Raw genomic sequence first — 26473 nt, forward strand, 5'->3', positions numbered from 1 at the left:
GTTTCGTTTGCCATTCGGCATCCCGGCCTGCCTACACATCTGAAACCCCGTTGAGACCAAAGTTGTTTCATCAACCCCTGTTGATTCCGATGGAGGTTCACCATGACCCAGGTCCAGCTCACTACGCCAACAGCACCCGCTTCGCTGCCGCTTCCTCAGTCCGCGCACAAGGCGACCATCGCCGAAACCCTGCGGGCTGAGCCAGAGCTCACCCATCTGCTGCACTTCGAGCCGCTGACCTACCAGGGCGCCGGCCTGGACATTCCCTGCGACCGCCAGGGCCGCGTCGGCCTTGATGCCCTCGGCGACAAGCTGCGCAACGACTACTTTTTTGCGCGGGCACTGATCGGCCGCCTGTTCGACAAACCGACCGTCAAGCAGGCCCTGCCGGTGATGCATTCCTGAGCAATCAGGCGCCGTCCTACAGCCCCACCCTGGTCTGCCCGACAGCGGGCGCCAAGACCCTCCGCGAGGATTCAGGCCATGTTCACAGACTCACTCTCTGCGCAGACCGTGCCCCATCTGCCGGTCGCCGCCGATCTTGTCGATGCCGATCTCGACGTCTCCCTCAGTACCCCGTCCACGCTGGTCGTTCACGCCAGCCTGGAACTGCAAGGCAGCGAGGCCATGGACCTCGCCCTGGTCATTCCCCGCTCGCGTTGCAATGGCGAGCGCCCGCTTCTCACCGCCCTGCTGGACGCCGTCCAGGCCGCCGTGGCACGCGCGACGCGTGGCGGCACCCTGCACCAGCCGCGCCGCGTGCTGACGCAGGTGGCCGGCCAACCCCATCTGGTCGCGCAGTTCTAAAGGCCTATTTCGAGCGCCCGTCAAACTCCGTGACGGGCACGGCCTTCAGGTCGATGTCCTCCAGGCAGCGGATGTTGATGGCTGCCATCGCCGAGCCGTCCGGCCCCTTGCCTTCGCCATAGGGATGCATGCCACAGGTCGGGCAGAAGCGATGCTGGATGACATGCTTGTTGAAGGTGTAGCTGCTGGCGTTCTGCTCCGGCGTCAGCAGTTTCAATGCGCTGCGCGGCACGAACCAAAGCAGCGATCCCTTGCGCTGGCAGATCGAACAGTTGCAGGACAAGGCGGAGCCGATCTCGCCCTCGACCTCGAACTTGATGTGGCCGCAGTGGCAGCTTCCTTGGTGCGTCATGTCGCGTGTCTCCTTGAGTAGGCGGATGCTGCCAGAAAGCCCGCGAGACCCCATGCGAGAATGCGCGCCGCCTGACCGGCGCCTTCACGGCGCCAACGGTGCTCTCCGTAGTTCAATGGATAGAACGGCCGCCTCCTAAGCGGCAGATACAGGTTCGATTCCTGTCGGAGGGACCACGAAGCATCGATGCGGCCTCACAAAACGCCAGGAAGCGGGCCAAAGCGCTCTGAGCGGCCCTGTTCCAGGCGTCGCAGCCGTCTTTCCAGATCGGCGAGATCCCGGGCTTCGCTAAGAAAGCGCTCGTCGTCATCCCGTGTGAACGCGTCCCTCAGGTTCAGCAGCCATGCGCCCAAGCGCGACGTCGAGCCGGTGACGACAGATTTTGGGAACAAGGTAGCGCTACGTTGCATGGGTGCTCCTTCGTGAGGCTCGAAAGCGATGAATCACGATAGGCACCGCCCACGCTGTTGCAAAGGCACAGAAGGGGCGCAAGTTCACTCGGCTGTATCAACGCAGCTGCAGACACAGCTGGCTGCCCGGGCCGCCGGGCATCGATGACAGGCGGCTCAATGCGAAATCCGCCGCTTGATGGGTGGGCCAACTGATCCTCGTCAACGTGGGTGTTGAGATCGTCCGGCATTCTTGAGGTCCAGGCGCTCGATCAGAGCTGCCGCCAGTGCGCAAGAATCGCGTCTCGCCTTCTACGAGGAACCGCAATGCCTAAACCCGTCATCCGTGCACTGAGTGCTGCCCTGCTGCTGGGCACAGCCACCAGCTGGGCAGCCGACGAAGTCACCCTGCCCCTGAAGGAAGCGTGGTTCGAGGGCGAGATCGTGCATTACGTCAGCACGGACATCTCCGACCCCGGCATCGCCAAGAAGCAGGGCATCAACTACGTGCCCGCCCTGGCCCAGACGCTCAAGCCCGGCATGCCCGTCGAGAAGGCCTACAAGTTCCCGGGCGACGAGCAGGCCACCGTATTGCCCTCCATCCCGCGGCCCGTGGGCGGCGCCAATGCGGACGCGACCTACAGCCCGCTGTGGGTGCTGGTCATGGTGCGCTGGAAGCCCGGCGTCACACCGCACACGCTCAAATCCGAGGAGGCCGTGCTGGCGGCCGAGGAAAAGGGCGAGGTCCAGCTGACTCCCACCAAGATCGTCGCGAACTGGCCCGTCGTGCGGGCACGTGGCGCCGCGCTACAGGGCGTGCGCTGAGCCAGCAAGACATCATCCCTTCGGCCGGTCGCCCCCGTCACTGAGGGTGCCGCGCAGTTGGGAGGGCGCCAGCCCGGTCATCCGGCGGATGGCGCGGCTCATGTGCGCCTGGTCGGCGAAGCGGCACTGCGCGGCCACGGCGGCCAGGCCGGCGTCGCCCCGGGCGATGTGGCCGAGCGCGCGATGGGTACGCTGGAACAGGCGGTAAGCCGCCGGCGTCACACCAAAGACCTGACGAAAGCCGCGCGCAAGGCTGCCCGGGTGCAGGCCGAGTTCGCGCGCCCACGAAGCCACCGGTGCATCAGGATCCTGGCGCAGCCGTGCCGCCAGCAGGTCGGGCCAGTCCGAAGCGGGAATCGGCAACTCCGTCAGGCTGGCGGTCAGCAGGTCCAGCGCCGCATGCAGGTCCCGTTCCGCCAGCCGAACCACCGCGTCCGGATCGCTGGCGGCGGCATGGGTGGCAGCTTCCCAGGCGGTGGGCAAGGGCAGGATCAGCACCTGGGCGCCACTGCCGGCCACTTCGTCCAGGTGGTACTCCCAGCGGCGGTGGGCGAGTACATCCCCCGCCCGCAAGTGGTGCCGCCCCGTGTCGCCCGCCTCGACATAGCCGCCGGCGAGCACCAGGGCGACGAAGGCTTCGTCATGCCGGTGCCGGCCCAGCCGCTCGCGCGGCGGATGGCGCATCGGCCCGGCGGTCAGCGGGCGGCAGGCGCCGGGCGCGCCGGGTCCGCCAGGTGCTCCCTTTGGCAGGTGAATTCGGTTCAAGACAGGCTATGCAATCGGCCACAAACTGGCCTCATTCTGAGGGATGCCTGCATGACCATGTTTTCGAGTTTGCGCGCCTTGTGGACGGCCGCCGCCCTGCTGGCCCTGCCGTGCATGTCGGGTGCAGCCACCGCACAGCACGTGCTGGCCGCGCACCGGGCGGCGACAGGCGAACCCGCCAAGGCAGGCAGCCTGGCCTTGCGCTACGCCTATTCGGGCCAGGGGCTGGTTGGCACCGTCATCACGCGGTTCGACACCGCCAGCGGCGCCTTCGTCACGGACAGTGAACTCGGCCCGATCACGGTGGCGAACGGCTTCGACGGCCGCCTGCCCTGGATGCGCGACATCTCTGGCGCCTACACGCCCCAACAGGGCGGTGACCGGGTGCGCCTGGCGATCAACGAAGCCTACCGGCTGGCCAACCTGTGGTGGCGCCCGGATCGCGGCGGCGCCCGCATCGAGGCGCTGGGCCGCGAGACGCTGGACGGCCGCACGCTGGAGCATCTCGCCGTGATGCCTCGCGGCGGTTTGCGTTTTGACGCCTGGTTCGACGCCGGCAGCGGGCTGCTCGCCCGCATCGCCGAGCGCCAGATGTTCTTCGACACCCGCACGACCTACGAGGACTACGTCCGCCAGGGCGGCGCGCAGTTGGCTGGCCGCGTCATCATCGACGGCGGCACCGGCGAGTCCGGCCTGGCGACGATGCGGCTGCTCGACGTCAGCTCGCCACCGCGGCGGCCCCGCACCGCCTACGCCATGCCGGCCGACCCACCACAAGGCGTCACCCTGGCCGACGGCGCCCGCCGGGCCAGCGTCCCGTTCCGGCTGCTGAACAACCACATCTACGTCGAGGCGCACGTCAACGGCCACGGTCCCTACACCTTCATCGTCGACACGGGCGGCCACACCATCCTTTCGTCCCGCGTGGTGGCCGAGGCGGGTCTCGACGCCCAGGGCGCCTCACCGTCGGCGGGCGTCGGCGAGAAGACGACGACCAGCGGCTATGCGAAGGTGCGCGAGATCGCGCTCGGCCCGGTCCGCATGCACGACCAGACGGCGATCACCATGGACATCTACGACCCGGCGGTCGAAGGCATCCGGGTCGACGGCATGGTCGGCTTCGAGCTGCTGCGCCGCCTGGCGCTGCGCGTCGACTACCAGCACAGCACGTTGACGTTCAGCCGCTTTGACGCCTTCGATGCCGGCGACGCGGGCACGGCCATCCCCTTCAAGTTCTACGACCACCTGCCGCAGGTCGAAGGCCGCGTGGGCGACATCCCGGCGCTGTTCGACATCGACACCGGCTCGCGCAGCGAGGTGGACCTCACGAGCCCCTTCGTCGCCGCCCGCCGCCTGCGCGAACGCTTCCCCGGCGCCATCACCGCCATGACCGGCTGGGGCGTCGGCGGCCCCTCGATGTCGGAGGTCGTGCGCCTGCCGTCGCTGTCGATCGGGCCGGTCACCATCACCGCACCGGTGGCGGCGCTGTCGGGCGCCAGGGCCGGCTCCTTCAGCGATGCCAACTTCGACGGCAACATCGGCAGCGGGCTGCTCAAGCGCTTCGTGACCAGCTTCGACTACTCGCGCCAGCGCATGTACCTCAAGCCCATCGTGCCGCCGCCTGTCGACGCGGGCCGCTTCGATCGCTCGGGCATGTGGCTCAACGCGGCCGACGAGGGCTTCGTCGTGGCCCACGTCTCTCCCGGCGGCCCGGCGGAGGCGGCAGGGGTTGCCGTCGGTGACCGGCTCCTCACCCTCGATGGCCGGGCGGCGCGGGCCGATGAGCTGTCCGCGACACGGGCGCTGCTGCGCACCCGGGCGGATGGCGATCGCATCACGCTGGGCATGCAGCGCGGCACCGAGCCACGCAGCGTCGTGCTGGTGCTACGGGAGCGGCTGTGAGCGACCACGACGAACGCCGGCGAACACGCGCCGTCCTGCTGCTGCTGTCGCTGGCCATGTTCATCGTCTCGCTCGACCAGTACATCGTGGTGGTTGCGCTGCCGGACATCGGCCGGGACCTGGGCTACTCGTCCCAGACACTGCAATCGGTCATCAGTGCCTACGCGATCGCGTCGAGCGGTTTCCTGCTGCTCGGCGGCCGCGCGTCGGACCTGCTGGGCCGGCGCAGGGTTCTGGCCGTGGGCCTGTTGCTGTACTGCCTGGCGTCCCTGGCCGGAGGCCTGGCGACCGGCACGGCGCAACAACTGGTGGCCCGTGCCTTCCAGGGCCTCGGCGGCGCCCTCGTGTTCCCCAGTACCCTGGCGCTGATCAACGTGCTGTTCAAACAAGGCCCGGCCCGCAACCAGGCACTCGGCTTCTGGGCCGGCGCGGGCGCGGCTGGGCTGGTGGTCGGCGTGCTGGCGGGCGGGGCGCTGACCAGCGGCTTCGGGTGGCGGGCCGTCTTCCTCGTCAACGTGCCCCTCGCCGGCGCGGCGCTGGCGGCCACCTTCGCGCTGATCGCGCACGACGGGCCGCTCGACCTGTCGCGGCCGTTCGACCTTCCCGGCGCAATCAGCGCCACGGCCTGCGTCACGCTCATCGTCCTGGCCCTGGTCCAGGGGCCCGAGCTGGGCTGGACATCGCCATGGATCCTCGCAGCCCTGCTCGCCGGGCTCGCGCTGGCCGGGGCCTTCGTCGCCGTCGAGCGGCGCAGCGCCGACCCGATCCTGCCGCTGGCCCTGTTGCGAAACGGCTGGCTTGCACTCGCCGCTGTCACCGCCGCACTGTTCATGGCCACCTTCGGCACGCTGCTCTACTTCCTGTCCCTCTTCTTTCAGGATGTGCTCGGCTACGACGCCCTGCACGCCGGCCTGGCCTTCCTGGTGCCCACGGCCGTCGTGACCGGGGCGTCGGCGGCAGCCGGTCGGCTGGCCACCCGCTTCGGCCTGCGCCGCACGATGGCAGGCGCGCTGCTCGTGGGCGCCGCCGGCGCGCTCATGATCGGCCTGGCCGCCCGGCCCGACGCCGGCTACCTGGACCTGCTGCCCGGCATGGTGGTCGTCAGCCTCGGCGACGGTGCCATGTTCACGGCCATGTTCATCGCGGCGGCCCAGGGTGTCCCAGACGACCGGCAAGGCGTGGCCTCGGGCATCGTCTCCACCGCTTCAGGCATCGGTGCGGCCGTCGGCCTCGCGGTGCTGGTGTTGATTGCCAACCACGCCAGCGGCGGGGTGGCCGCGCAGGCGCTGCGCGCGGCGCGTGCTCAGGGGATCGCCCACGCCGCCTGCACGATTGCGGCGGGCATTGCGCTCACCCTGTTCATCGTGCTCGGCTGGCGGCAGGCGCCGGACGACGGCCATGGCTGAAGCACCGGTGATCGCTTTTCGCGACGCCGCCGAATTCGAGGCCTGGCTGGAGGCGCATGTCGATCTCCAGGGTGGCGTCTGGCTCAAGATCGCCAGGAAGGGGTCGGGCCTGCCCTCGCTGACGAGCGACGAGGCGGTCGACGTGGGCCTTTGCTTCGGCTGGATCTCCGGCCAACGCAGGGCGCTGGACGAGCGCCACTACCTGCAGAAGTACGTGCCTCGCCGCCCGGGCAGCCGCTGGTCGCAGATCAATGTGGACAAGGTGGCGGTGCTGGCTGCCGCGGGCCGCATGCGGGCCACGGGCCAGGCCGAGATCGATGCAGCCCGGGCCGACGGCCGCTGGGCCGCCGCCTATGCGCCGCAGCGCACCGCCGGCATTCCGCACGACCTGGCCGTCGCGCTGGCGAGCCACCCGCTCGCCAGCGCGGCGTTCGAGTCGCTCGGCCGCACGCGTCAATACGCATGGATCCTGAAGCTGCTGACGGCGCGCGATGAACGGGCCAGACAGGTGCAGCTCGCGAAGCTGATCGACACCCTCGAGGGGGCTTGCGCGACCGTTGAACGCGGCACCAGCTAGGCCCGCGGTGCTGTGGCGCAACCGTCGTGCACGGGCCGCCAGCCAAACACGCGCCAACGCTCTGCGAATAAGCATCCCCGCTTTCCTTCGTTCCGCGAGGAAGGCGGTTTCCCTATCGTGCAAGGCATCAACCGACACCGGCCGCCATGCACATCACCAGCCTCTCAGCCAGCCCCAGCGAACGCTCGCGCTCCGCCTGGCTCACGCAGTTCGCGCTGACGCGCCTGGAAGGCCGCGCCACGCATCACGACGACATCCTCGTGCGCGAGCTGCCCGCCGCAGCGCTGCTGACGGCGGACGTGCAGGACCGGGCGATAGCCGCCGCCGTGCAGGCCGTCGAGCAGGCCGACCTGGTCGTCGTCGGCACACCCATCTACAAGGCGGCCTACAGCGGCCTGCTCAAGGTCTTCCTCGATCTGCTCCCGCCCGATGCGCTGCGAGACAAGGTCGTGCTGCCGCTGGCCACGGGTGGCAGCGCGGCTCATTTCCTGGCACTGGACTACGCCCTCAAGCCCGTGCTGTCGGCCCTGGGCGCCCGCCATGTGCTCGACGGCGTATTCGCCACTGACGCTCAATTGCGCCGTCATGAGGCCGGCGGCTTCGTGCCGGAGCCCGATCTGATTGCACGGCTGGACCGTGCCCTCGCTCCGCTGACGCCACGAATGCGGAACTCGCCAGAGCCCACTCAGCTGTCGACGCCGCAAGGCCAGCTTCACCACCGCTTGTCTCCTCGCCTCCCGCACGGGACCGGCGACTTCATCCCGGCGCTCGGGCGCTGATCGGGTGCGCCCGAGCGCCGGGATCTTTTTGCACAGGACGCTCTTCATGCTTTTCCGCTCTCTTCGACATGTCTTCCGCTGGACCGCGCCGCTGCTGATCGCGGCCACCAGCCTGCACGCTTCTGCCCAGACAACGTTACGCATCGGCTTCCAGAAATCCGCCAGCCTGTTGACGCTGCAGAAGTCCTCGGGCTCGCTCGAGAAGAAGCTCAGCTCCCTCGGCGTCGCCGTGAAGTGGGTGGAGTTCCCGGCCGGCCCGCAGCTGCTCGAGGGCCTGAACGTCGGCGCCGTCGACGTGGGCTTTGTCGGCGAGGCGCCGCCCATCTTTGCGCAGGCCGCCGGCGCGCGCTTCGTCTACATCGGCTTTGATCCCGCCGCGCCTGAGGCCGAAGCCATCGTCGTGCCCAAGGATTCCGCCATCAGGACGCTGGCCGACCTGAAGGGCAAGAAGATCGCGCTGAACAAGGGCAGCAACGTGCACTACCTGCTCGTGAAGGCGCTGGAGAAGCAGGGCTTGAAGTACAGCGACGTGCAGCCCGTCTACCTGCCGCCGGCCGATGCACGCGCCGCCTTCGAGCGAGGTGCGGTGGATGCCTGGGTGATCTGGGACCCCTTCCTCGCCGCCGTCGAAAAGCAGAGCGGTGCGCGCCTGCTGCAGGACGGCCGCGGCCTGGTCAACAACTACGCCTATTACCTGGCCGAGCGTGGCTTCGCGCAGCAGCACCCGCAGGTCATCCAGGCGCTGTTCGATGACAACCAGGCCCAGGCCGCCTATGTGAAGGCCAACGTCAAGGCCGCAGCGGCTGTCATCGCGCCGCTGCAGGGACTGGAGCCCGAGGTCGTCGAGAAGAGCCTGACGCGCTACCAGTTCGGCGTGAAGCCGCTGACCCCGGCCGTCGCCGCCGAGCAGCAAAAGATCGCCGATGCCTTCCACGCCCTCGGCCTGATTCCCAAGCCCATCCGCGTCGCCGACGCGCTGCCCGCCACCACCGTTGCGGAGGCCACGCGATGAGCGCCCACGCCACGCGCCGTGCTGCCATCGCCATCCTGGCCACGACGGCCGCCGTCTGGACGCGCGCCAAGGCCGACGCACCCACGCAACTTCGCATTGGCTTCCAGAAGGGCTCGCTCAACCTCGCCCTGCTGAAGAGCTACGGTCTGCTGGAGCAGCGTTTGCCTGGCACCCGCATCCAGTGGACCGAGTTCCCCGCCGGCCCGCAGTTGCTGGAGGCCCTGGCACTGGGCAGCGTCGACCTCGGCGCCACCGGCGACGCGCCACCGGTGTTCGCGCAGGCCGCGGGCAAAGACGTTGTCTACGTGGGCGCCGAGCCGCCCAAGCCGGACAGCTCGGCCGTGCTCGTCAAGCCCGACTCGCCGCTGAAGACGCTGGCCGACCTGAAGGGCCGACGCGTGGCGCTGCAGAAGGGCAGCAGCGCCCACTTCCTGACCGTGCAGGCTGTGAAGAAGGCTGGCCTGGCCTGGGCCGACATCCAGCCTGTCTACCTGCCACCCGCCGACGCCCGCGCCGCCTTCGAGCGCGGCTCGGTCGACGCCTGGGCCGTGTGGGACCCCTACTACGCCGCCGCCGAGATCAGCGGCGAGCTGCGCGCGCTGGCCACCAGCCGCGGCCTGACGAGCAACAACACCTTCTACTTGGCGTCGCGCGCGCTGAGCCAGCAACCGGCCCTGGTGAAGGCGCTGTTCCAGGCCCTGACCGACACCGACACGCGCGTGCGCACCGATCGCAAGGACGCGGTGCAGCGCTATGCCGAATTCGCCGGCCTGCCCACGGCGATCGTGCAACGCATGGTCGAGCGCCGCGGTGCCGCGCCCGTCGGTCCGCTGACGCCCGACCTGGTCCGCGAGCAGCAGCAGGTGGCCGACGCCTTCGCCGAGCTCGCGCTGATCCCCCGCCCCATCCGCGTTGCCGATGCCATTGCACAGGTGAAAGCATGAAGATCTTCTGGTTCATCCCCACCCACGGCGACAGCCGCTATCTCGGCAGCTCGCGCGGCGCCCGCGTGGCCGACCATGCCTACTTCAAGCAGATCGCCATTGCCGCCGACAGCCTCGGCTACGAGGGTGTGCTGCTGCCCACCGGCCGCAGCTGCGAAGACTCGTGGATCGTCGCGGCCAGCCTCATCGACGCCACCAAGAACCTGAAGTTCCTTGTCGCGCTGCGGCCCGGCCTCGTCGCGCCGTCGCAGAGCGCCCGCATGGCCGCCACGCTGGACCGCCTCTCGGGCGGCCGCCTGCTCGTCAACCTTGTCACCGGCGGCGACCCCGACGAGTTGGCCGGCGACGGGCAGTTCCTCGATCACGCGGCGCGCTACGAGCAGAGCGCCGAGTTCATCCGCATCTGGCGCGAACTGCTGGCCCGCTCGCACACCGGCGAGCCGCTGGACCTGGATGGTGAGCATCTCAGCGTCAAGGGCGGCAAGGTGCTCTACCCGCCCATCAACAAGCCCTACCCGCCGGTGTTCTTCGGCGGCTCCTCAGGCCCGGCGCACGACCTGGCTGCGGAGCAGGTCGACACCTACCTGACCTGGGGCGAACCCCCGGCCGAGGTCGAGAAAAAACTCGCCGACGTGCGCGAACGCGCCGCGGCACGAGGCCGCCGCCTGCACTACGGCATCCGCCTGCATGTCATCGTGCGCGAGACCGAAGATGAAGCCTGGCGCGCCGCCGGCGAGCTGCTGTCCGAGCTGGACGAAACCACCGTCACCGCCGCCCAGGCGCGCTTCAAGACCATGGACTCGGTCGGCCAGCGCCGCATGGCCGAACTGCATGGTGGCCAGTTCAACAAGGCCGATGTGCGCCAGGGGCTGGAGATCGCGCCGAATCTGTGGGCCGGCGTGGGCCTGGTGCGCGGTGGCGCGGGCACGGCCCTGGTGGGCAGCCCGCAGCAGGTGGCGGACCGCATCAAGGAATACTCGGACATCGGCCTGGAGTACTTCATCCTCAGCGGCTATCCGCATCTGGACGAGGCTCACCGCTTTGCGGAACTGGTGTTCCCGCTGCTGCCGCTGGGCGTGCGCGAGAAGCTCACCGCGCCCGTGCTGACCGGCCCGTTCGGCGAAGTCGTGGCCAACAGCTACGTGCCCAAGGCCGTTTCCGCGAGCTGAACCGATGTTGCGCCGCCTCATCCCCTGGCTGCTGCCCGCAGCTCTCCTCGTCGCCTGGGAGATCGCCTCGCGCAGCGGGGTGCTGTCTGCGCGCATCCTGCCCGAGCCCGCCGCGGTGCTGGCCGCCTTTTGGCAGCTGCTGCGCTCGGGCGAATTGGCGCATCACGTCGCCGTCAGCACGGCGCGGGCCTTCTCGGCGCTGGCCATCGGCGGCGGCCTCGGCCTGTTGCTGGGCCTGCTGACCGGCACCTGGCGCGCGGCCGAGACGCTGCTGGACACGACGCTGCAGATGGTGCGCAACATCCCCGCGCTGGCCTTGATCCCGCTGGTCATCCTGTGGTTCGGCATCGACGAAGCCGCCAAGCTGGTGCTGGTCGCCGTGGGTGTGTTCTTCCCGGTCTACCTGAACACCTTCCACGGCATCCGCAACGTCGACCGCGACCTCATCGAGATGGCGCGCAGCTACGGCCTGTCGGGCTTCCAGCTCTACCGGCAGGTCATCCTGCCCGGCGCCTTGCCGTCCATCCTCGTCGGCCTGCGCTTCTCGCTCGGGCTGATGTGGGTGCTGCTGATCGTCGCTGAGACGCTGTCGGCCCAGGCCGGCATCGGCTACCTGACGATGAATGCGCGCGAATTCCTGCAGACCGACATCGTGCTGGTCGGCATCCTGCTCTACGCCGTGCTCGGCAAGCTGGCCGACGTCGTCGCGCGCGGGCTGGAGAAGGCCTGGCTGCCCTGGCACCGCGGCTATGCCGCCGAGGGGAACTGATCATGTGGCTCACTGAATTCGACACGCCCGTGCTGCCGCGTGAGCCCGTGGTTGCCGATACGCCGGCGCGCAGCACCTCGCAGGGCCTGGCGCTGCAACTGCGCGGCGTTGCCAAATCCTTCGGCACACGCCATGTGCTGCAGGACCTGGACCTGACCGTCGCGCCGGGCGAGTTCGTCGCGCTGGTGGGCCGCAGCGGCTGCGGCAAGAGCACGCTGCTGCGGCTCATCGCCGGGCTGGACTCGCCGAGCGCCGGCCTTGTCGAAGCGGGCACGGCGGGCGAGCGCCGGCTGATGTTCCAGGACGCCCGCCTGCTGCCCTGGAAGCGCGTTGTCGACAACGTCGCGCTCGGCCTCGCCGGCCCCGATGCCAGGGACCGCGCGATGGAGGCACTGTCCCAGGTTGGCCTCGCCGGCCGCGGCAGCGACTGGCCGGCGACGCTGTCAGGCGGCCAGCGCCAACGCGTGGCCCTCGCCCGCGCGCTCGTGCACCGCCCTCGCCTGCTGCTGCTTGACGAGCCGTTGGGCGCGCTGGATGCGCTGACCCGGCTGGAGATGCACCGCCTCATCGAGCAGCTCTGGCGCCATCACGGCTTCACGGCCCTGCTCGTCACCCACGATGTCGCCGAGGCCGTGGCCCTGGCCGACCGCGTGCTGCTGATCGACCGCGGCGGCATCGCGCTGGATGCGACGGTCTCGCTGCCACGGCCGCGCTCTCGCACGGCGGCAGGGTTTGCGGAGCTGGAGGAGCGGGTGCTGCGGCAGATCGTCGGCCACCCGGCTTTGGCTTAGCGCCGGAAATGGCCGGCGGCCGGCAGGAAGTCCGTGTCGGTTGACTTGCTAGCCCTCACTTGCCATGCCTCTGAGCACATTAACCAGCTCGGGCAGGCGTACCCAAACCTCACCAGAGAATACGTTTGTCTCCGTGACCTTCGCTGGAATTGTGGAGACGGCGCTTGGCAAAACAACATAGCGCGTGGGCACCGCGACGCCGTCCTTGTATTGGAAGTCAGCAACCCAATGAACTCTCAATGCACCGTTTCCGCTGTGCATCACGGTGTTCCTGCGAAGGCGGGAGGCACACCGCTTCTCGTGCTCGGCCTCAGCGTCGCGATGCATGGAATTGGCACTCATCACTGGCTCGTGCCTGCTCCCAGGCCCCACAAGGAACAGGACGTAGCGATTTCCAATTTCGTAGCCGTAGTAGTTCCCAAACTCAATAGTTGCCCCGGCTGAAGCGCCTTTGAATCCGTCGACTATCAAGGCCGAGTACTTGGCGCCGCAGGACTTCTCGCCCGTGCCAATCGTCTCACCAGACGTCACCTCCACCAAAGCGACGATGTCCGCATCTTGAAAGAGCTGAGAGACTTCAATCGGCGGCAGCGTCGTTCCCTGAACCATACAGTGGAGGCCGACTACGCAGACTAAGACCAATCGCTTCATGGTGATGGCCAGCGTGGGAGCTAAGCGGACAGCGAATCCGTCCGCTGCAGCGAATGATTAATTGAAGCTCTCATTGCATGTGGGGTGAATTGGTGACGGGAACAACGCCGACGATGAGCATAGCCGCTGCAAAGTAGAACTCGAAGAACCACCAGCCTGACAAAAGTAGTAGCCACGCCGCAGATGGCTCACGGGAAGGATTGCCGAGAGCAAACAACCCGGCGGCGAAGAGGCCGAAGAGCAAGAAGAGAGAAAGCCAGAAGCCGAGATAGGCACGGCGGGGGAGGTAAAGCCGAACGTGAGCGGGGCTGAGAAGACCAGGAACGGTCTTGTGTTCTGGAAGAAGTGCGTGCCGCGACGCTCCGGACGCAATTGCGGCGCCGACACTCAAGGCGACGAGTGTGAATGGCGCAAAAGGAACTGAGTTCTGGAAGAGCCAAACATACAGCAATAGTGCGGCTACGCTGAATGCAGCGAGGGCGTAGATTCGGCCTGCTGATATGGGCATAAGACGGCTAACGAATAGCGTTTATCCGCCGACCAGGCGAGGTTGGAAGAAGTGTCGGCATAGCGGCGGCGGATAAACCTGTTGGACTGAACCGCCCACCGTACGGCGGCGTCAGGCGGCGATATGGGGAATGTAAGTTTCAAATCCCCCGCCGGACCAGAGCGGATTCACCCGGGTGAACGAGCCGCCCCTGCTCGGCCCGCCGCATGGCTCGCACGAAGCGATGGCGGTTCGCTCGGCCCGCAGTGAGCAGGGCCGTCTTCGCCGCTGGGCGCGCTGGATGCGCTGACCCGGCTGGAGATGCACCGCCTCATCGAGCAGCTCTGGCGCCATCACGGCTTCACGGCCCTGCTCGTCACCCACGATGTCGCCGAGGCCGTGGCCCTGGCCGACCGCGTGCTGCTGATCGACCGCGGCGGCATCGCGCTGGATGCGACGGTCTCGCTGCCTCGCCCACGCTCGCGCACGGCGGCGGGGTTTGCGGAGCTGGAGGAGCGAGTGCTGCGGCAGATCGTCGGCAACCCGGCCTTGGCTTAGCTGTCAGGGACTGAGCGAGTGGTGCTGGCTTAGCCGCCCGCAGAGCAAGGCCGCGAGCCGCGCAGCACGTTGTACGGATTCACCGGCGCACCGCGCCACCAGCGTGGCTTCGGCTCGAGCTTGAAGATCGCCAGGTGCAGGTGCGGTGCACCGGCCGGCGAATTGCCGGTCAGGCCCACGTAGCCGACCAACTGGCAACGGCGCAGCGACTGGCCTTCCACCAAGCCCGGCGCGTAGCCGTCGAGGTGGGCGTAGTAGTAGGCGTAGCGCGACGCGGGGTCGAACTGGTAAACCGTGAGGCCGCCGCGCTGGCTGGTGAACAGCTTGGCCACCACGCCGTCCTCCACCGCCAGCACCGGCGTGCGCATCGGGGCCGGGATGTCCAGTGCCTCATGGGCACCTTTCGTGCGGCCGTCGCCGAAGGTATCCGTCAGGGTGGCAGCCCACACGCCAGGTAGCGGAATGGACAAATCGCGGCCCTGCAGGTCGGCGATGTCGGCAGGCGTGACGGCGACGTCCACCGGGCCTGACGCGGGTGTGACCGCCGTTGCAGGCCAGGACGAAGGCACCGCGGGTGCCTCGACCCGCACCGCCGGCGCGGTCACCTGAGGTTGGACTGGCGGCGGCACTGGCGCGCGGCGCTCGCTGCAAGCGCTGGCGCAGGCCAGCAGCAAGGCCATTGCCGCGTGGGACGCGCCGTGGCGAGGCGGTGGGAGTGCCATTGCGTGCAGCCTGCCTTGCAGCCGAAGTCAGGGCCGAATGTCGACCTCGAAGCCCGGTTTCACGAGCTTGGCCAGACGTTGCGCGTCCCAGTTCGTCATGTGGATGCAGCCGTTGGTTTCCTCGCGGCCCAACTGCGCGGGGTTGGGCGTGCCGTGGATGCCCCAGTGCGGCTTGCTCAGCCCCAGCCACGTGTTACCGACGGGATTGTTGGGGCCCGGCGCGACCTCGGCCTTCTGCGCGTCCTTGGGGGCGTTTTTCAGCAGCGCCGGGTTGTATGTGAAGGTCGGGTTCGGCACCTCGCTGACGATCTTCAGCACGCCCAGCGGCAACGGGTCCTGCGGCCCGCCGATGCTGATCGGGAACGCCCCCAGCACCTTGCGATCGGCGCCGAGCACCCACAAGGTCTTGGCCCTCTTCTCGATCTCGATCCTGACCGCCGCGCCGCCGACCGGTGGACGCGCGGAGACGTCGGGCACGATCAACTCGTCGCCTGCCTTGAAATCCTTCGCCCGGCCACGATTGAGCGACGCGAGCATCGTCTCGCTGAGATGGAAGCGCTCCGCCAGCGCCTCGCCGACGGTTTCGTAGTCCAGCGACTTCAGCTTGGCGCGCTCGGCCATGTCGGCAGGTGTGCGGGTGTAGGGGCCGGCCACGTCCTTGTCGGTGATGGTGTAGGTCGTGAACGCACCGCCCGTATCGCCCTGTTCCAGCGCCTTTGCGGTGGCCGCGTCGAGCCGGCCGCTGACCTTCAGGCCCCTGGCTCGCTGAAACGCGGTCAGCGCGCGTTGCAGGTTGCGCCCCTGGCGGCCATCGATCTCGCCCGGCGAGAACCACGCCCGATCCAGAAGCACCTGGGCGCGGGCAACCGCGTGGGCACCCACCGCGTGACCGTGTCCAGGCACCAGCGACGCAGCGTTGAACGCCTCCAGCGTCTGCGGTGCCGCCGACGGGGTGGCGCGGGCGCGGTGCGTGGCGGCCACGCCCGGCGACGCGACGCAAGCGCAACACAGCAGCGCGGCAGCCATCTTCAGCGGCGAAATTGGCAAGGTCGGCATGGCGGGCTCACGAGGTGGGTCGATTCACCGCACCGTACCGAGGTCACCGCGCCGCACGTGTAGGCCGATGCCTGGAACCACTACCAATTGACGACGTGAACCGCTGCCCGCGAGGCTGGATGACTGCTGCGCGCCCTACATCGGGCATCGAGCCGTAGCCAGACTGTCCGCGGAAGGTGAAAAGAGCCAACGGAGACAAACGGTTCGCGCTCTACGATTTTGGATAGGTCGCAAGTGCGCGTTCCTACCTTCGTCGGTTCATAGCCCTGGAGCCTGAATGTTCTCTCGCCAAACACTTCTCGTTCTGTTGAGCGCCGCAGCGTTCACCGGAATTGCGCATGGTGCGCCATGCAAGACGACTGTCGATATTCCCCAGCGCCTGCGTGACAGCTCTCTGCTCCTATTGGGCGAACTGCACGGCACGCGCCAGATACCGGATTTCGTAAGCGCCTATGTCTGCAACTTGGCTGCTCAGGCGAGAAGCGTGGCGCTCGCGCTCGAATGGCCAGAGGAAAACCAAGCGGCAATCGACGCTTTCCTTGATAGCGATGGCCGGGGCGGTGCACGCAAGGCGTTGTTCGGTTCCCGCGATTGGTCAAAGCCCGCGCATGAACAGGATGGGCGTACCAGCATGGCCATGCTTGTGCTGCTCGATGAGGTGCGGCAGCACAACAAAGCCACGCCGACTCGCAAGATCACTGTCCGCGCGATCGACGGGGACGACCTGACGATGAGCCGCAACGTCCGTGCGCTGACCGCTACGGGGCTTTTCTCTCACGTCGTCGTGCTGACGGGAGACCTCCACACCAGTTTGGCCAAAGGCAACATGTTCGATCCGGCCATGGAGCCCATGGGCTTTCTGCTACGTGACCTCCGCCCGATTTCCCTCGTGGCGGAGTACGACCAAGGGACGGCCTGGAACTGCGCCGCCAGCCAGTGTGAGCCGCATGTAGTGCTATCCATGCCGACGCAGCGAGGCGCGCGGTATTCAATTTCGTTGCGGCCACCGAAAGATCGGCTCGGCTACGACGGCAACTTCTACGTGGGGAGGATCGACGCTTCGCCTCCGGCCGTTTTGCCCACCGCCGCAAACGATTGAGTTGAATGGCTTGCAAGAACGGCCGTCGCCCTTTCTCGCGCTCGGGCTGAGCGGCGGCAATCGCATGCCGGCACGACCGTCTCCGTCGCGCCCGGTGCTCGGACCAGGCAACATGGCACCATCGAGGCCGGGCAGGTCAACGTGGGGACGTCCATCAAATGATTTGGATGAGAGCCGCCGCTGACCGGCGGGTCAGACGTCGATCGTTGCTGGTCAAGCCTGGCCTGTGACTATGTTTTGGTTCAAATGGATTAAGTGACATTGAAGCAAGCGCTGATTTCATTCGTGCTCGTGCTGACGGCTGCAACCCAAGTTGTTGCCGAAGGCTCCGCGGCGGCTTTCCCGCAGATGCTGAAGCCGGAGGCACAGCAGGCCAAGTCGGCCCATCTGGCTGCGGACCTGCTGTCTCGCTACCACTACCGACCCCTCTCGCTCGACGACGCGTTGTCGGCCAGGATCTTCGACCAGTATTTAAAGGCGCTCGATCCGGAGAAACTGTACTTCCTGCAGTCCGACATCGATCGCCTGTCAGGCGACCGCATCTTGCTCGACGACGCGATCCTGGCTGAGGACCTGCGGGTGCCGTTCGAGGTCTTCAACCTGTACGAACGCCGAGTGGCTGAGCGGCTGACCTACGGCCGCACCTTGCTCAAGAAGGGGTTCGATTTCGGGCAAGACGAATCTTTGACGGTCGAGCGCAAGGATCAGCCTTGGCCTGCGACCGAGGCAGAGTCCCAAGACCTCTGGCGCAAGCGCGTCAAGAACGAGTGGTTGCGGCTCAAGCTTGCCGGCAGGGACGACCCGGCCATCGTGAAGATCCTCGACAAGCGCTACGAAAGCGCTTCTAAGAACCTGGGCAAGATCACAAGCGCCGACGCCTTCCAGGCCTTCATGAATGCCTACACGATGGCGATCGACCCACACACGAACTACCTGGGACCGCGCGCCGCGGAAAACTTCGGCATCTCCATGCGACTGTCCCTGGTGGGCATCGGCGCGCTTCTGACGCAGATCGACGACTACGCCACCGTCCGGGAGCTGGTGCCAGGAGGGCCCGCGAGCCTGTCGGGCCAGTTGAAGGTCGGCGACCGTATCGTGGGCGTCGCGCAAGGCGCGACCGGCGCCATGGAGGATGTCGTCGGCAGGCGCCTTGACGACACGGTGGCGTTGATCCGGGGCATGAAGGGTTCGACGGTTCGGCTGGACGTCCTGCCGGCCGACAGCGGGCCCGATGCGCCGAACAGGACCGTCGTACTGGTCCGCAACACCATCACAGTGCAGGACAGCGCCGCCAGGGCCAAGATCTATTCCGTCACGACGGGCGCAGGCAAGCGCCTGGTCGGCGTAATCACCCTGCCTTCGTTCTACGAGGATACCGACGCACTCAGAAAGGGCGACAAGGACTACCGCGGCGCAGCGAACGACGTGGGCAAGCTGCTGTTCGACATGAAGGCCCAGAAAGTAGATGGCGTGTTGATCGACTTGCGCAATGACGGCGGCGGGTCGCTGCGCCAGGCGGTGAACCTGACGGGCATGTTCGTTGGCAAGTTGCCGGTCGTTCAGACCCGAGATGCGAGAGGCAACATCACTGTCGAGAAGAACGCCGAGGCTGGTTTGGCATGGAGCGGGCCGCTGGGCGTCCTGATCAACAGGGGCTCGGCTTCGGCGTCAGAAATCTTCGCCGCGGCGATCCAAGATTACGGTCGCGGCGTGATCATCGGCGAGGGCAGCTTCGGCAAGGGCACCGTCCAGACCCTCGCCAACCTCGACCAGATCGCCAAGAACGCAGCGCCGACGTACGGTGAACTGAAGTTCACCATCGCTCAGTTTTTTCGGGTGAATGGCGGGACGACCCAACTCCGTGGCGTGACGCCAGACATCCTCTTTCCGCAAACCAGCGACGACACCGAGTTCGGAGAGTCGAGCTACGTCAACGCCCTGCCGTGGACCAATATTCGAGCCGTCGACTACTCGCCTGTGGGTGACGTCAAAACGCAGTTGCCCCGCCTGTTGGCTTGGCACGCAGCCCGCGTCGAGCACGCCCTTGACTTCCAGAACCTGCTGCAGGATGTGGCCAAGGCACAGGAGCGTCGCAAGAACAACGTGATTTCGCTCAGTGAATCAGTTCGACGCAAAGAACGTGCTGCCTCGGAGAAGCGCCTGGCTGCCCAGCTGGGTGAAGCGGGAAGGGGCGCGAGCGGCACGCTGGTCGACGACGGCTTGCAGTTCAACGAACGCCAGCTGGACAAGGATCTCGCCGCTGAGAAAACTCGGAAGACCATCAACGATGCGCTTCTTGACGAGGCTGTCAGTATCCTTTCCGACAGCGCGGCATTGAAGGAAGGCCAGACCCAAACAGCAGCGAGCGCTCTACCGATCCGTCCCCAGGTGGTCATGACCTTGCCGAACGTTTCCTCTGAGAAATAGCCGTTGGTGGCCGAGGCCTGACCTGGAGGCGGCCACGTCGAGCGGCGCGCACATTGCCGGACTCGGTGCGGATCTTCACCCAAATGCGCACGACCCCCATCAGGTTGCCTCAAGGGTTCTCGCCCGACATCTCCATGATCAGTCGCGTCACGAGGTACAGCCGCGGCGCGATGGAGCGGATGTCGACGTACTCGGCATCGTTGGAATGGGCGCCAAAGCCCGTGAGACCCAGGCCTTCGATCACCGGTCCTCGGGCTTGCATCGCCGCGAAGGAAGCGTCCGTGCCGCCGCCCGTGGCAACCTCCGCCACCTGCATCGCCAGGCCCAGCTCCGCGTAGATGGCCTGGGCACGCTTGGCCAGCGCACGTGACGCGTCGGTGGCCTCCAGCGGCGGGCGGCGCACCTCGAACTTGAGCTGAACCTTGGCGTCAGCCAGGCGCCGCTGCTGCACGCGGCGCTGCAGCTCCTTCTCCAGGCGGTCGAAGTCCGCCACACGCAAGGCGCGCGCATCGGCCTGGGCCGTGGCCTGGGCCGGGATCACGTTGCGGTTGGTGCCGGCCTGGGCCATCGTCCAGTTCAGCTTCAGGCCCGTGGCCGGCTCTGACAAGTCCTGCATCTGCAGCAGTTGATGAGCCAGTTCCGTCAACGCGTTGACGCCACCCTCCGGCCTTGCGCCGGCGTGCGAGGAGCGGCCTTCCACGCTCAGATAGGCCGAGCCGATGCCGCTGGTCGCCAGGCGCACACCGCCCTGCGCGCCGGCACCCTCGAAGGACAGCGTCATGTCCTGGTCGGCCGCGGTGCGCGTGATGGTTGCGCGCGAGCCCGGTGAGCTGATCTCCTCGTCGCCGTTGATCAATACGGTCAGCGTGCCGTAGTCGTCAATGCCCGCCTTCTGCAACAGCGCGATCACATGCAGGATGGTGGCCACGCCCTGCTTGTCGTCCGCGATGGCCAGGCCGTAGGAGCGTTCGCCCTCGATGCGAAAGGGCTGGTCCTTCAGCATGCCCTTCAGGTAGACGGTGTCCATGTGGGCGATGAGCAGCAGCTTCTTGCTTCCCCGCCCCTTGAACTGCGCCTTCACCATCTGGCCCTGACGCTCCGGCGTGTCCTCCATGCGGTACACCTCCGTGGGTTCGATCATCGACACCTCGCCGCCCAGGGCCTTGAGCTTCCCGGCGATCAGCCCGGCCACCGCGGCCAGGCCGTCCAGATCCTTGCTGCCGGACTCGATCTCGACCAGCGCTCGCAAGGTCTCCAGCAGCGCGGGCTGCTCCTGCTTCGCCAGGTCCTGCAGTTGCTGGGGCGTGGGTGCCGCCTGGGCCAGGGAAGCCGCCAGCAACGCGGCGGCGGCGATCAGGGTGCGAAGGTGCAGGTGCATGTCGAGGAGGTGCAAGCTGGGACCGCGCGACTGTGCCAGCGGTGGCCGGCGGTGCCCATCGACAAGTTTTCCCCACCCTATGCAGTGATGTAATAGGGCCTATTCGCGCTACGGCAATGGGTCGCGTTGTGACCAGAAAGGCTGCAGGCAAGTCGCAAACCGCAAGCCGTGTCATTACCCGGCGAGGATTTGCGACACAGCATTCGGCCTTTCTGGTCACAACCCTTCGGGAAGGTCCGTCGCCAGGGGCCACTCGGCGTTGCATCGCTGGCCCGCACGCGAGTGCGGGCGGCGCGCTGCGCCTTGATTGGCCACTGGCGACGGGCCTTCGCGACCCATTGCCGTAGTGCGAACAGGCCCTCCCATGCGCTTTCGCTCGCCGTCGCTGGCCGAACTCCATGCCTTCGTCGCCGTGGCCGAGCTGGGCAGCTTCTCAGCCGCTTCACAGCTGTTGTCCGTCACCCAGGGCGCGGTCAGCCGGGCGGTGCAGCGGCTCGAGTTGGAGCTGGGCCTGGCGCTGTTGGCGCGCGGCGGTGCCCAGGTCACGCCAACGCCCGAAGGCGCCAGCTACCTTGCCCGCATCAAGCCCGCCCTGGACATGCTGGAACGGGCCGTTCCCTTGCAGACGGCTCCCGCCGGCCCGTCACTGCGCATGGCGCCCGTGCCGTCGCTGTACGCGCGCTGGCTGGTGCCGCGGCTGCCGGCGTTGCAAGCGCAGCATGCGCAGCTCAAGCTCGAGTTCCGCCGCTGGCGCCACGACGACCGCTTCGAGCGCGACGACGTCGACTGCTGGATCAACCCCAAGCCAAGCGCACACAGCCGCTGGCCCGAAGGCGTCGTCGCGCAATACCTGCTCGGGCGCGAACTGGTCCCCGTGTGCCGCCCCTCGCGCGCTGCCCGGCTGACCCGGCCGCAAGACGTGCTGCAGCACCCGCTGCTGCACCACAGCGCCCATCCCGCCGACTGGGCGCTCTGGCTCAAGGCCCAGGGCGTGCAGGCGAGCCAGCCCCAACTGGCCTCGGGCTTCGACCTGGCCGCTGCACTGATCGAGGCCGTCGTCGCCGACATGGGCATCGCGGTCGTGCAGCTCTGCCTCATCGAAAGGGAGCTGGCCGCCGGGCAGCTCGTCGTGCCGTTCAGCGGCTGGGTGTCGTCGGGGCGCGGCTTTTACCTCTGCCGGCGGGCCGACCGGGAAGGCTCTTCCGAGCTCCATGCATTCGCGCAATGGGCGGTGGCCGAGAGCCGGCGCTGGCGGCGCCAGGCCTTGGCCGCGCTCGACTGACGGTCAATACACGAGAGAGAAGGTGACGTAACCCTCGTCCCGCGGCGGTCCATCAATGACTGCGCTCCTGCATCACGGCGCGGTTCTTCCCGCCTCGCTTGGCCTCGTAGAGTGCCTTGTCCGCGGCTTCGATGAGTTCAAGGGATGAGCCACCGCGCTGCGGGATCATCGAGGCGCCGCCGATGCACACCGTGAGGTGTCGGGCGGGCGCCGAATCGCCCGGCGCCAGTTCAAGGTCCTGCACGGCCAGGCGAAGTTTTTCGGCCATGAAACTGGCCCCGGCCGCCGGCGTGGTCGTCATGACCAGCGCGAACTCCTCGCCACCGTAGCGCGCCACGAGATCGGTCGAGCGGTTGGCATTCAGGTGCAAGGTGCCTGCCACCTTCTGCAAGGCCTCGTCGCCGGCCGGGTGGCCGTAGGTGTCGTTGTACTGCTTGAAATCGTCGATATCGACCATCAGCACGGAGAGCGTGCTCTGGTCGCGCAGCGCCCGGCTCCATTCCATCTGGATGTGCTCGTTGAAGCGGCGCCGGTTGCTGATCTCGGTGAGCCCGTCCACGTAGGTCAACCGCTGCAGCTCGATGTTCAACTCCGTCAGCTGCTGCTGGCTCTCGCGCAGGGCCCGGTACGCCTCGTCGCGCTGCAACTGGATCGAATACCCCCTGGAGTGGTAGCGGATGCGCGCCACCAGCTCGACCTGGCTCGGCAGCTTGACGAGATAGTCGTTGGCACCGGCCTCGAAGGCTTCGCTTTTCACCGCCGGGTCCTCGGTGGTCGACAGCACCACGATCGGGATGTCCATGGTGGCCGCGTTGGCGCGGTAGCGGCGAACCAGCGTCAGGCCGTCGATGCCGGGCATGACCAGATCCTGCAGGATCACCGTCGGCCCGATCTGCTCGGCCAAGGCGATCGCCTTCCCGGGATCGGCGCAGTAGTGGAAATCGATGTCCGCGTGGCTCAGCAGCGCGCGGCGCACGGCCTCGCCGATCATCGCCTGGTCGTCGACCAGCAGCACCATGACGGGACGGCGCCTGGCCGCCGATGGCTTCGGGAGGTCGAGGCTCTTCATATCAAGGTCGATCATCATGGCCTCCTGGTTCTGGTTGCATGGAAAGTGCAGCGCGCAGCCGCGGTGCGATCGCGTCGATGGGCAGGACGTCCACCGCAGCGTCCAGCGCCACGGCGGCCCTCGGCATGCCGTAGACGGCGCAACTCGCCTGGTCCTGCGCGATGGTGTGGTGCCCCTGGTCGCGCAGCGCCTTCAAACCGAGTGCGCCGTCGCGTCCCATGCCGGTCAACAGCACGCCGACGACGCCACCCCGCCACAGCGCACAGGCGCTGTGGAAGAACACGTCGACCGAGGGACGGTAGACGTACTCCCGCGGGACCGGCGTGTACGCCAGGCACCCGCCCGCCACAAGCCGCAGATGGTCGTTGGTGGCGGCGAGCAACACCACGCCCGCGGCGGGCCGGTCGCCTTCCGCGGCCACCCGCACCGGCAGCGTCGAATGCTGCCCGAGCCACTGCGCCATGCCGGCGGCGAACTGCTCGTCCACATGCTGCACGATGACGACGGCACCCGGGAAATCTGCCGGCAGGCCGTGCAGCAAGGTGGCCAGCGCCGCCGGGCCACCCGCCGAGGCGCCGATGGCGATCAAGGGTTGCGGGCAGCTCTTGCGCGACCTCGCAGCGGACCGGGCAGCGTCGACCCGGGCCGGGGCGCTGTCGCCGATCAGCTTGCCGATGATCTCGATCTTCGCCAGCAGCGGTGCGGCGCCTGCGTGCGGGTCGGTGCCGGCCAGCGTCGGCGTGTCGACGACGTCGAGCGCGCCGTGGCCCATCGCGTCGAAGACGCGGGCGGTGTTGGCACCCATGTTGGAGGTGACGAGCAGGATGGCGCACGGCGTCTCGGCCATGATGCGCCGTGTCGCTTCGACCCCGTCGACCACCGGCATCAGCAGGTCCATCAGCACGAGGTCGGGCCGCTGTTCCGCGCAGCGCTGCACCGCCTGCGCGCCGTTCTCGGCCACCCAGATGACGCGGTGTTCCGGCCTCAGCGCCAGCACGCGCCGCAAGGCTTCCACGGCAAGCGGCAGGTCGTTGACGATGGCGATCTTCATGTGACGACCGCCTCGCCGATCAGATCCACGGCCGCCTGCAGCAGCGTCTCGTCCTGAAAGCTGCCCTTGGTCAGGTAGTGGTTGGCCCCGGCTTCCAACCCGCGCCGGCGGTCCTCGTCGCGATCCTTGTACGACATGATCATCACCGGCAGCGACTTCAGGTTCGGATCCTTCCTGACCAGCGTGACCAGCTCGATGCCGTCCATGCGCGGCATGTCGATGTCGGTCACCAGCAGGTCGAAGTGGCCGGTGCGCACCGCATTCCAGCCATCCATGCCGTCGACGGCCACCTCGACGTCGAAGCCGTGCTGGGCCAGCAGCTTGCGTTCGAGTTCACGCACCGTCAGCGAGTCGTCGACCACCAGCACGCGCTTGCGCTTGCTCGCCCCGGCGGCGCCGGTGCCTGGCCGCACCTGGCTCAGCTGGCCGGAGGCAATCAGCTTCTGCACCGAGCGGATCATGTCCTCGATGTCGATGATGAGCACCGGCGATCCGTCCTCCATCAGCGCGCCGGCGCTGACGTCCTTGACCTTGCCCAGGCGCGGGTCGAGCGCCTGCACCACCAGCTCGCATTCGCCGAGGAAACGGTCCACCACCAGGCCATAGATGTCCTCGTGGTCGCCGACGACGAGGACCGACAAGTCGCCCGCCAAGGCCCGGGGCGCGTCCACCTGCAGCAACTGGTGCGCAGTGACCAGGCCGACGCGTCGCCCGTCGACTTCGACGTGCTGCCGCCCCTCGAGCAGTTCGACCCGCTGTGGCGCTACTTTCAGGGCGCGGAAAATGCGCGCCAGCGGGAAGGCGTAGGGCTCGCCGCCGATGTGCACGAGCAGGGTGCGCACGACCGACAGCGTGAGCGGCAATTGCAGCTGGAAGCGCGTGCCCAGGCCCGGCTGCGTCGACACGCGAACGCTGCCGCGCACCTGTTTGACCATGTCCTGCACGACGTCGAGCCCGACGCCCCGCCCGGAGACCTCGGTCACCCGCCGGCTGAGCGTGAAACCCGGCAGGAACAGGAACTCCAGCAGCTCGGACTCCGACAGCTCGGCCGCGACCTCGGGCTTGGCGTGGCGGCGCTCGACGACGGCGCTGCGCAGTGCCTCCAAGGCGATGCCGCCGCCGTCATCGGACACGGTAATCTGCAACGCCCCGGCGCTGTGGCGCGCCTCGAGCCGCACGACGCCTTCCGCGGGTTTGCCCACGGCATGTCGCTGCGCGGGCGATTCGATGCCATGGTCGAGCGCATTGCGCAGCAGGTGGCCAAGCGGTGCATCCAGCTTCTCGAGCACGTCGCGGTCCACCGGCGTCGCGGCACCGACGATGTCGAGCCTGACCTGCTTGCCCAGCGAACGCCCCAGGTCGCGCAGCATGCGGGGCATGGTTTGAACACCGTCGGCGAATGGCCGCATCCGACAGGCCACCGCCTCGTCGTACAACCGGCGCGAGAGGTCGGCCGAGCGCCGCTCGAAAGTTTCCAGATCGGCCAACCCCTGAGCCAACAGCTGCTCGCACTCAAGCATGCGGCGCCTGACCTCGGGCGGTGCGGCCCGCTCTTGCGCAGCCTCATGCTGAAGCCGCTTGAGCCGCAGCAGCGAGTTGGCGAAGGGCGTGAGCCACCTTGCGGCCACCAATGATTCGCCGGCCAGCCCGAGCAGCCGATTCAGGTTGTCGGCGGTGACGCGCACGACGCGGTCCGAGGCGTCGCGCACCGGCACCGCCGCGGGGGGCGCCACCGCTGCCTCCAGCACCGGCGCTGCCGCGTCGGGCGCCGGGTCGTCTTCGTCGCTGGCCAGCATCGCGGTCTTCAGGGCCTCGACGAAGGCCTTCACCTGCAGCGCGTCGCCAGGGTCCGTCCCGGCGGTCCGGCCCAGGCGCGCGAGCAGGTCCACACCCGCGAGCAACGGGTCGATCTGACGTTGGCGCAGCCGCAACCGGCCCGTTTGAGCGGCGACGAAGCAGTCTTCCATCGCATGCGCCACTTCCACCGCGGCGCCGATGCCGACGATGCTGGCGGCACCCTTGAGCGAATGGGCGGCGCGCATGCAGGACTCGAGCTGGTCGGGCGCTTCCGGGCTCCGCTCCAGGGCGAGCAACCCCTGCGTCAGCAACGGCGCGTGGTTCTCCACCTCGATGCGGAACAGGTCCAGCATCGACAGGTCGCTGAGGTCGACGTTGCTCATTGGGGCACCCTGGGCGCTGCGCGCCA

General features: G+C 67.8%; 26 protein-coding genes, 1 tRNA gene and 1 pseudogene. 17 read left to right on the forward strand and 11 right to left on the reverse strand.

Annotation, left to right across the window (positions count from 1 at the left end):
• Nucleotides 1-102: 102 nt before the first annotated feature.
• Nucleotides 103-405: a hypothetical protein gene (locus AC1DW0_RS13445; RefSeq protein WP_235532010.1), complete on the forward strand. Its 303-nt coding sequence runs from the start codon at nucleotides 103-105 to the stop codon at nucleotides 403-405.
• 78 nt (nucleotides 406-483) lie between these two features.
• Nucleotides 484-807: a hypothetical protein gene (locus AC1DW0_RS13450; protein WP_457354521.1), complete on the forward strand. Its 324-nt coding sequence runs from the start codon at nucleotides 484-486 to the stop codon at nucleotides 805-807.
• Nucleotides 808-811: 4 nt separating this feature from the next.
• Here the strand turns inward: AC1DW0_RS13450 and AC1DW0_RS13455 are convergent, their stop codons facing one another.
• Nucleotides 812-1159, reverse strand: coding sequence for a GFA family protein (locus AC1DW0_RS13455; RefSeq protein WP_056198875.1), 348 nt, complete (start codon nucleotides 1157-1159; stop codon nucleotides 812-814).
• Nucleotides 1160-1260: 101 nt separating this feature from the next.
• On the opposite strand from AC1DW0_RS13455, the gene AC1DW0_RS13460 reads away from it, so the two are divergent.
• Nucleotides 1261-1335 (forward strand) — tRNA-Arg (locus AC1DW0_RS13460).
• An 18-nt stretch (nucleotides 1336-1353) separates the two neighbouring features.
• On the opposite strand, the gene AC1DW0_RS13465 is transcribed toward AC1DW0_RS13460, so the two are convergent.
• Nucleotides 1354-1569: a hypothetical protein gene (locus tag AC1DW0_RS13465; protein ID WP_457354523.1), complete on the reverse strand. Its 216-nt coding sequence runs from the start codon at nucleotides 1567-1569 to the stop codon at nucleotides 1354-1356.
• A gap of 306 nt (nucleotides 1570-1875) precedes the next feature.
• Between AC1DW0_RS13465 and AC1DW0_RS13470 the strand changes: the two genes are divergently transcribed.
• Nucleotides 1876-2373: a DUF7482 domain-containing protein gene (locus tag AC1DW0_RS13470; RefSeq protein WP_056198881.1), complete on the forward strand. Its 498-nt coding sequence runs from the start codon at nucleotides 1876-1878 to the stop codon at nucleotides 2371-2373.
• 12 nt (nucleotides 2374-2385) lie between these two features.
• On the opposite strand, the gene AC1DW0_RS13475 is transcribed toward AC1DW0_RS13470, so the two are convergent.
• Nucleotides 2386-3138, reverse strand: a complete 753-nt coding sequence (locus tag AC1DW0_RS13475) for a helix-turn-helix domain-containing protein (protein WP_457354525.1) — start codon at nucleotides 3136-3138, stop codon at nucleotides 2386-2388.
• A gap of 51 nt (nucleotides 3139-3189) precedes the next feature.
• Between AC1DW0_RS13475 and AC1DW0_RS13480 the strand changes: the two genes are divergently transcribed.
• The 9 genes from AC1DW0_RS13480 to AC1DW0_RS13520 all read left to right on the forward strand — a co-directional run bounded on the left by AC1DW0_RS13480 (nucleotide 3190) and on the right by AC1DW0_RS13520 (nucleotide 12487).
• Nucleotides 3190-5040, forward strand: a complete 1851-nt coding sequence (locus tag AC1DW0_RS13480) for an aspartyl protease family protein (RefSeq protein ID WP_477946360.1) — start codon at nucleotides 3190-3192, stop codon at nucleotides 5038-5040.
• Nucleotides 5037-6446, forward strand: a complete 1410-nt coding sequence (locus AC1DW0_RS13485) for an MFS transporter (RefSeq protein ID WP_477946362.1) — start codon at nucleotides 5037-5039, stop codon at nucleotides 6444-6446. The genes AC1DW0_RS13480 and AC1DW0_RS13485 overlap by 4 nt, the downstream gene beginning before the upstream one ends.
• Nucleotides 6439-7023, forward strand: a complete 585-nt coding sequence (locus AC1DW0_RS13490) for a YdeI/OmpD-associated family protein (protein WP_477946364.1) — start codon at nucleotides 6439-6441, stop codon at nucleotides 7021-7023. The genes AC1DW0_RS13485 and AC1DW0_RS13490 overlap by 8 nt, the downstream gene beginning before the upstream one ends.
• A 146-nt stretch (nucleotides 7024-7169) precedes the next feature.
• Entirely contained in the window at nucleotides 7170-7802 is a 633-nt protein-coding gene (gene ssuE, locus AC1DW0_RS13495) for an NADPH-dependent FMN reductase (protein WP_477946366.1), read from the forward strand.
• A 46-nt stretch (nucleotides 7803-7848) separates the two neighbouring features.
• Entirely contained in the window at nucleotides 7849-8814 is a 966-nt protein-coding gene (locus AC1DW0_RS13500; RefSeq protein ID WP_457354533.1) for a sulfonate ABC transporter substrate-binding protein, read from the forward strand.
• The gene (locus AC1DW0_RS13505) at nucleotides 8811-9758 is read left to right on the forward strand and encodes an aliphatic sulfonate ABC transporter substrate-binding protein (RefSeq protein ID WP_457354535.1); all 948 of its coding nucleotides are present in this window, start codon (nucleotides 8811-8813) and stop codon (nucleotides 9756-9758) included. Before AC1DW0_RS13500 ends, AC1DW0_RS13505 begins: the two co-directional genes overlap by 4 nt.
• A complete protein-coding gene (gene ssuD / locus AC1DW0_RS13510; RefSeq protein ID WP_457354537.1) occupies nucleotides 9755-10927 on the forward strand; it encodes an FMNH2-dependent alkanesulfonate monooxygenase in 1173 nt (390 codons plus the stop codon). Before AC1DW0_RS13505 ends, ssuD begins: the two co-directional genes overlap by 4 nt.
• A 4-nt stretch (nucleotides 10928-10931) precedes the next feature.
• Nucleotides 10932-11696 carry an aliphatic sulfonate ABC transporter permease SsuC gene (ssuC, locus tag AC1DW0_RS13515; protein ID WP_056198904.1) on the forward strand — a complete coding sequence of 255 codons (765 nt, stop codon included), beginning with the start codon at nucleotides 10932-10934 and terminating at the stop codon, nucleotides 11694-11696.
• Nucleotides 11697-11698: 2 nt separating this feature from the next.
• The gene (locus tag AC1DW0_RS13520; protein ID WP_056198905.1) at nucleotides 11699-12487 is read left to right on the forward strand and encodes an ATP-binding cassette domain-containing protein; all 789 of its coding nucleotides are present in this window, start codon (nucleotides 11699-11701) and stop codon (nucleotides 12485-12487) included.
• A 48-nt stretch (nucleotides 12488-12535) separates the two neighbouring features.
• Here the strand turns inward: AC1DW0_RS13520 and AC1DW0_RS13525 are convergent, their stop codons facing one another.
• Together AC1DW0_RS13525 and AC1DW0_RS13530 are read right to left on the reverse strand one after the other, a co-directional pair.
• Nucleotides 12536-13138, reverse strand: a complete 603-nt coding sequence (locus tag AC1DW0_RS13525; protein WP_457325670.1) for a hypothetical protein — start codon at nucleotides 13136-13138, stop codon at nucleotides 12536-12538.
• A 70-nt stretch (nucleotides 13139-13208) separates the two neighbouring features.
• Entirely contained in the window at nucleotides 13209-13529 is a 321-nt protein-coding gene (locus AC1DW0_RS13530) for a hypothetical protein (RefSeq protein WP_457354539.1), read from the reverse strand.
• A gap of 381 nt (nucleotides 13530-13910) precedes the next feature.
• Here AC1DW0_RS13530 and AC1DW0_RS13535 point away from each other — a divergent pair.
• Nucleotides 13911-14183 (forward strand): annotated as a pseudogene (locus AC1DW0_RS13535) (P-loop NTPase family protein); the annotation flags it as partial.
• A gap of 29 nt (nucleotides 14184-14212) precedes the next feature.
• On the opposite strand, the gene AC1DW0_RS13540 reads toward AC1DW0_RS13535, so the two are convergent.
• Both AC1DW0_RS13540 and AC1DW0_RS13545 read right to left on the reverse strand, forming a co-directional pair.
• Nucleotides 14213-14905, reverse strand: a complete 693-nt coding sequence (locus AC1DW0_RS13540) for a M23 family metallopeptidase (protein ID WP_477946369.1) — start codon at nucleotides 14903-14905, stop codon at nucleotides 14213-14215.
• 27 nt (nucleotides 14906-14932) lie between these two features.
• On the reverse strand, nucleotides 14933-15961 hold the full coding sequence (locus AC1DW0_RS13545) for a L,D-transpeptidase family protein (RefSeq protein WP_477946371.1): 1029 nt from the start codon (nucleotides 15959-15961) through the stop codon (nucleotides 14933-14935).
• Between the two features lie 277 nt (nucleotides 15962-16238).
• Here AC1DW0_RS13545 and AC1DW0_RS13550 point away from each other — a divergent pair, with 277 nt between their 5' ends.
• Both AC1DW0_RS13550 and AC1DW0_RS13555 read left to right on the forward strand, forming a co-directional pair.
• On the forward strand, nucleotides 16239-17060 hold the full coding sequence (locus tag AC1DW0_RS13550; RefSeq protein ID WP_477946373.1) for a hypothetical protein: 822 nt from the start codon (nucleotides 16239-16241) through the stop codon (nucleotides 17058-17060).
• 255 nt (nucleotides 17061-17315) lie between these two features.
• The gene (locus AC1DW0_RS13555; protein ID WP_457322998.1) at nucleotides 17316-19487 is read left to right on the forward strand and encodes a carboxy terminal-processing peptidase; all 2172 of its coding nucleotides are present in this window, start codon (nucleotides 17316-17318) and stop codon (nucleotides 19485-19487) included.
• 109 nt (nucleotides 19488-19596) lie between these two features.
• Here AC1DW0_RS13555 and AC1DW0_RS13560 read toward each other — a convergent pair whose 3' ends face one another.
• Nucleotides 19597-20865, reverse strand: coding sequence for a M20/M25/M40 family metallo-hydrolase (locus tag AC1DW0_RS13560; RefSeq protein ID WP_477946375.1), 1269 nt, complete (start codon nucleotides 20863-20865; stop codon nucleotides 19597-19599).
• Between the two features lie 364 nt (nucleotides 20866-21229).
• On the opposite strand from AC1DW0_RS13560, the gene AC1DW0_RS13565 reads away from it, so the two are divergent.
• Entirely contained in the window at nucleotides 21230-22147 is a 918-nt protein-coding gene (locus tag AC1DW0_RS13565; protein ID WP_477946377.1) for a LysR substrate-binding domain-containing protein, read from the forward strand.
• Nucleotides 22148-22199: 52 nt separating this feature from the next.
• On the opposite strand, the gene AC1DW0_RS13570 is transcribed toward AC1DW0_RS13565, so the two are convergent.
• The 3 genes from AC1DW0_RS13570 to AC1DW0_RS13580 are packed head-to-tail and all read right to left on the reverse strand — an operon-like array spanning nucleotide 22200 to nucleotide 26447.
• Nucleotides 22200-23234, reverse strand: a complete 1035-nt coding sequence (locus AC1DW0_RS13570; RefSeq protein ID WP_394326326.1) for a diguanylate cyclase — start codon at nucleotides 23232-23234, stop codon at nucleotides 22200-22202.
• On the reverse strand, nucleotides 23218-24267 hold the full coding sequence (cheB, locus tag AC1DW0_RS13575) for a chemotaxis-specific protein-glutamate methyltransferase CheB (RefSeq protein ID WP_477946379.1): 1050 nt from the start codon (nucleotides 24265-24267) through the stop codon (nucleotides 23218-23220). Before cheB ends, AC1DW0_RS13570 begins: the two co-directional genes overlap by 17 nt.
• Nucleotides 24264-26447: a hybrid sensor histidine kinase/response regulator gene (locus AC1DW0_RS13580; protein ID WP_477946381.1), complete on the reverse strand. Its 2184-nt coding sequence runs from the start codon at nucleotides 26445-26447 to the stop codon at nucleotides 24264-24266. The genes cheB and AC1DW0_RS13580 overlap by 4 nt, the downstream gene beginning before the upstream one ends.
• Nucleotides 26448-26473: the final 26 nt, after the last annotated feature.

The organism is Roseateles sp. P4_D2, from assembly GCF_056401875.1.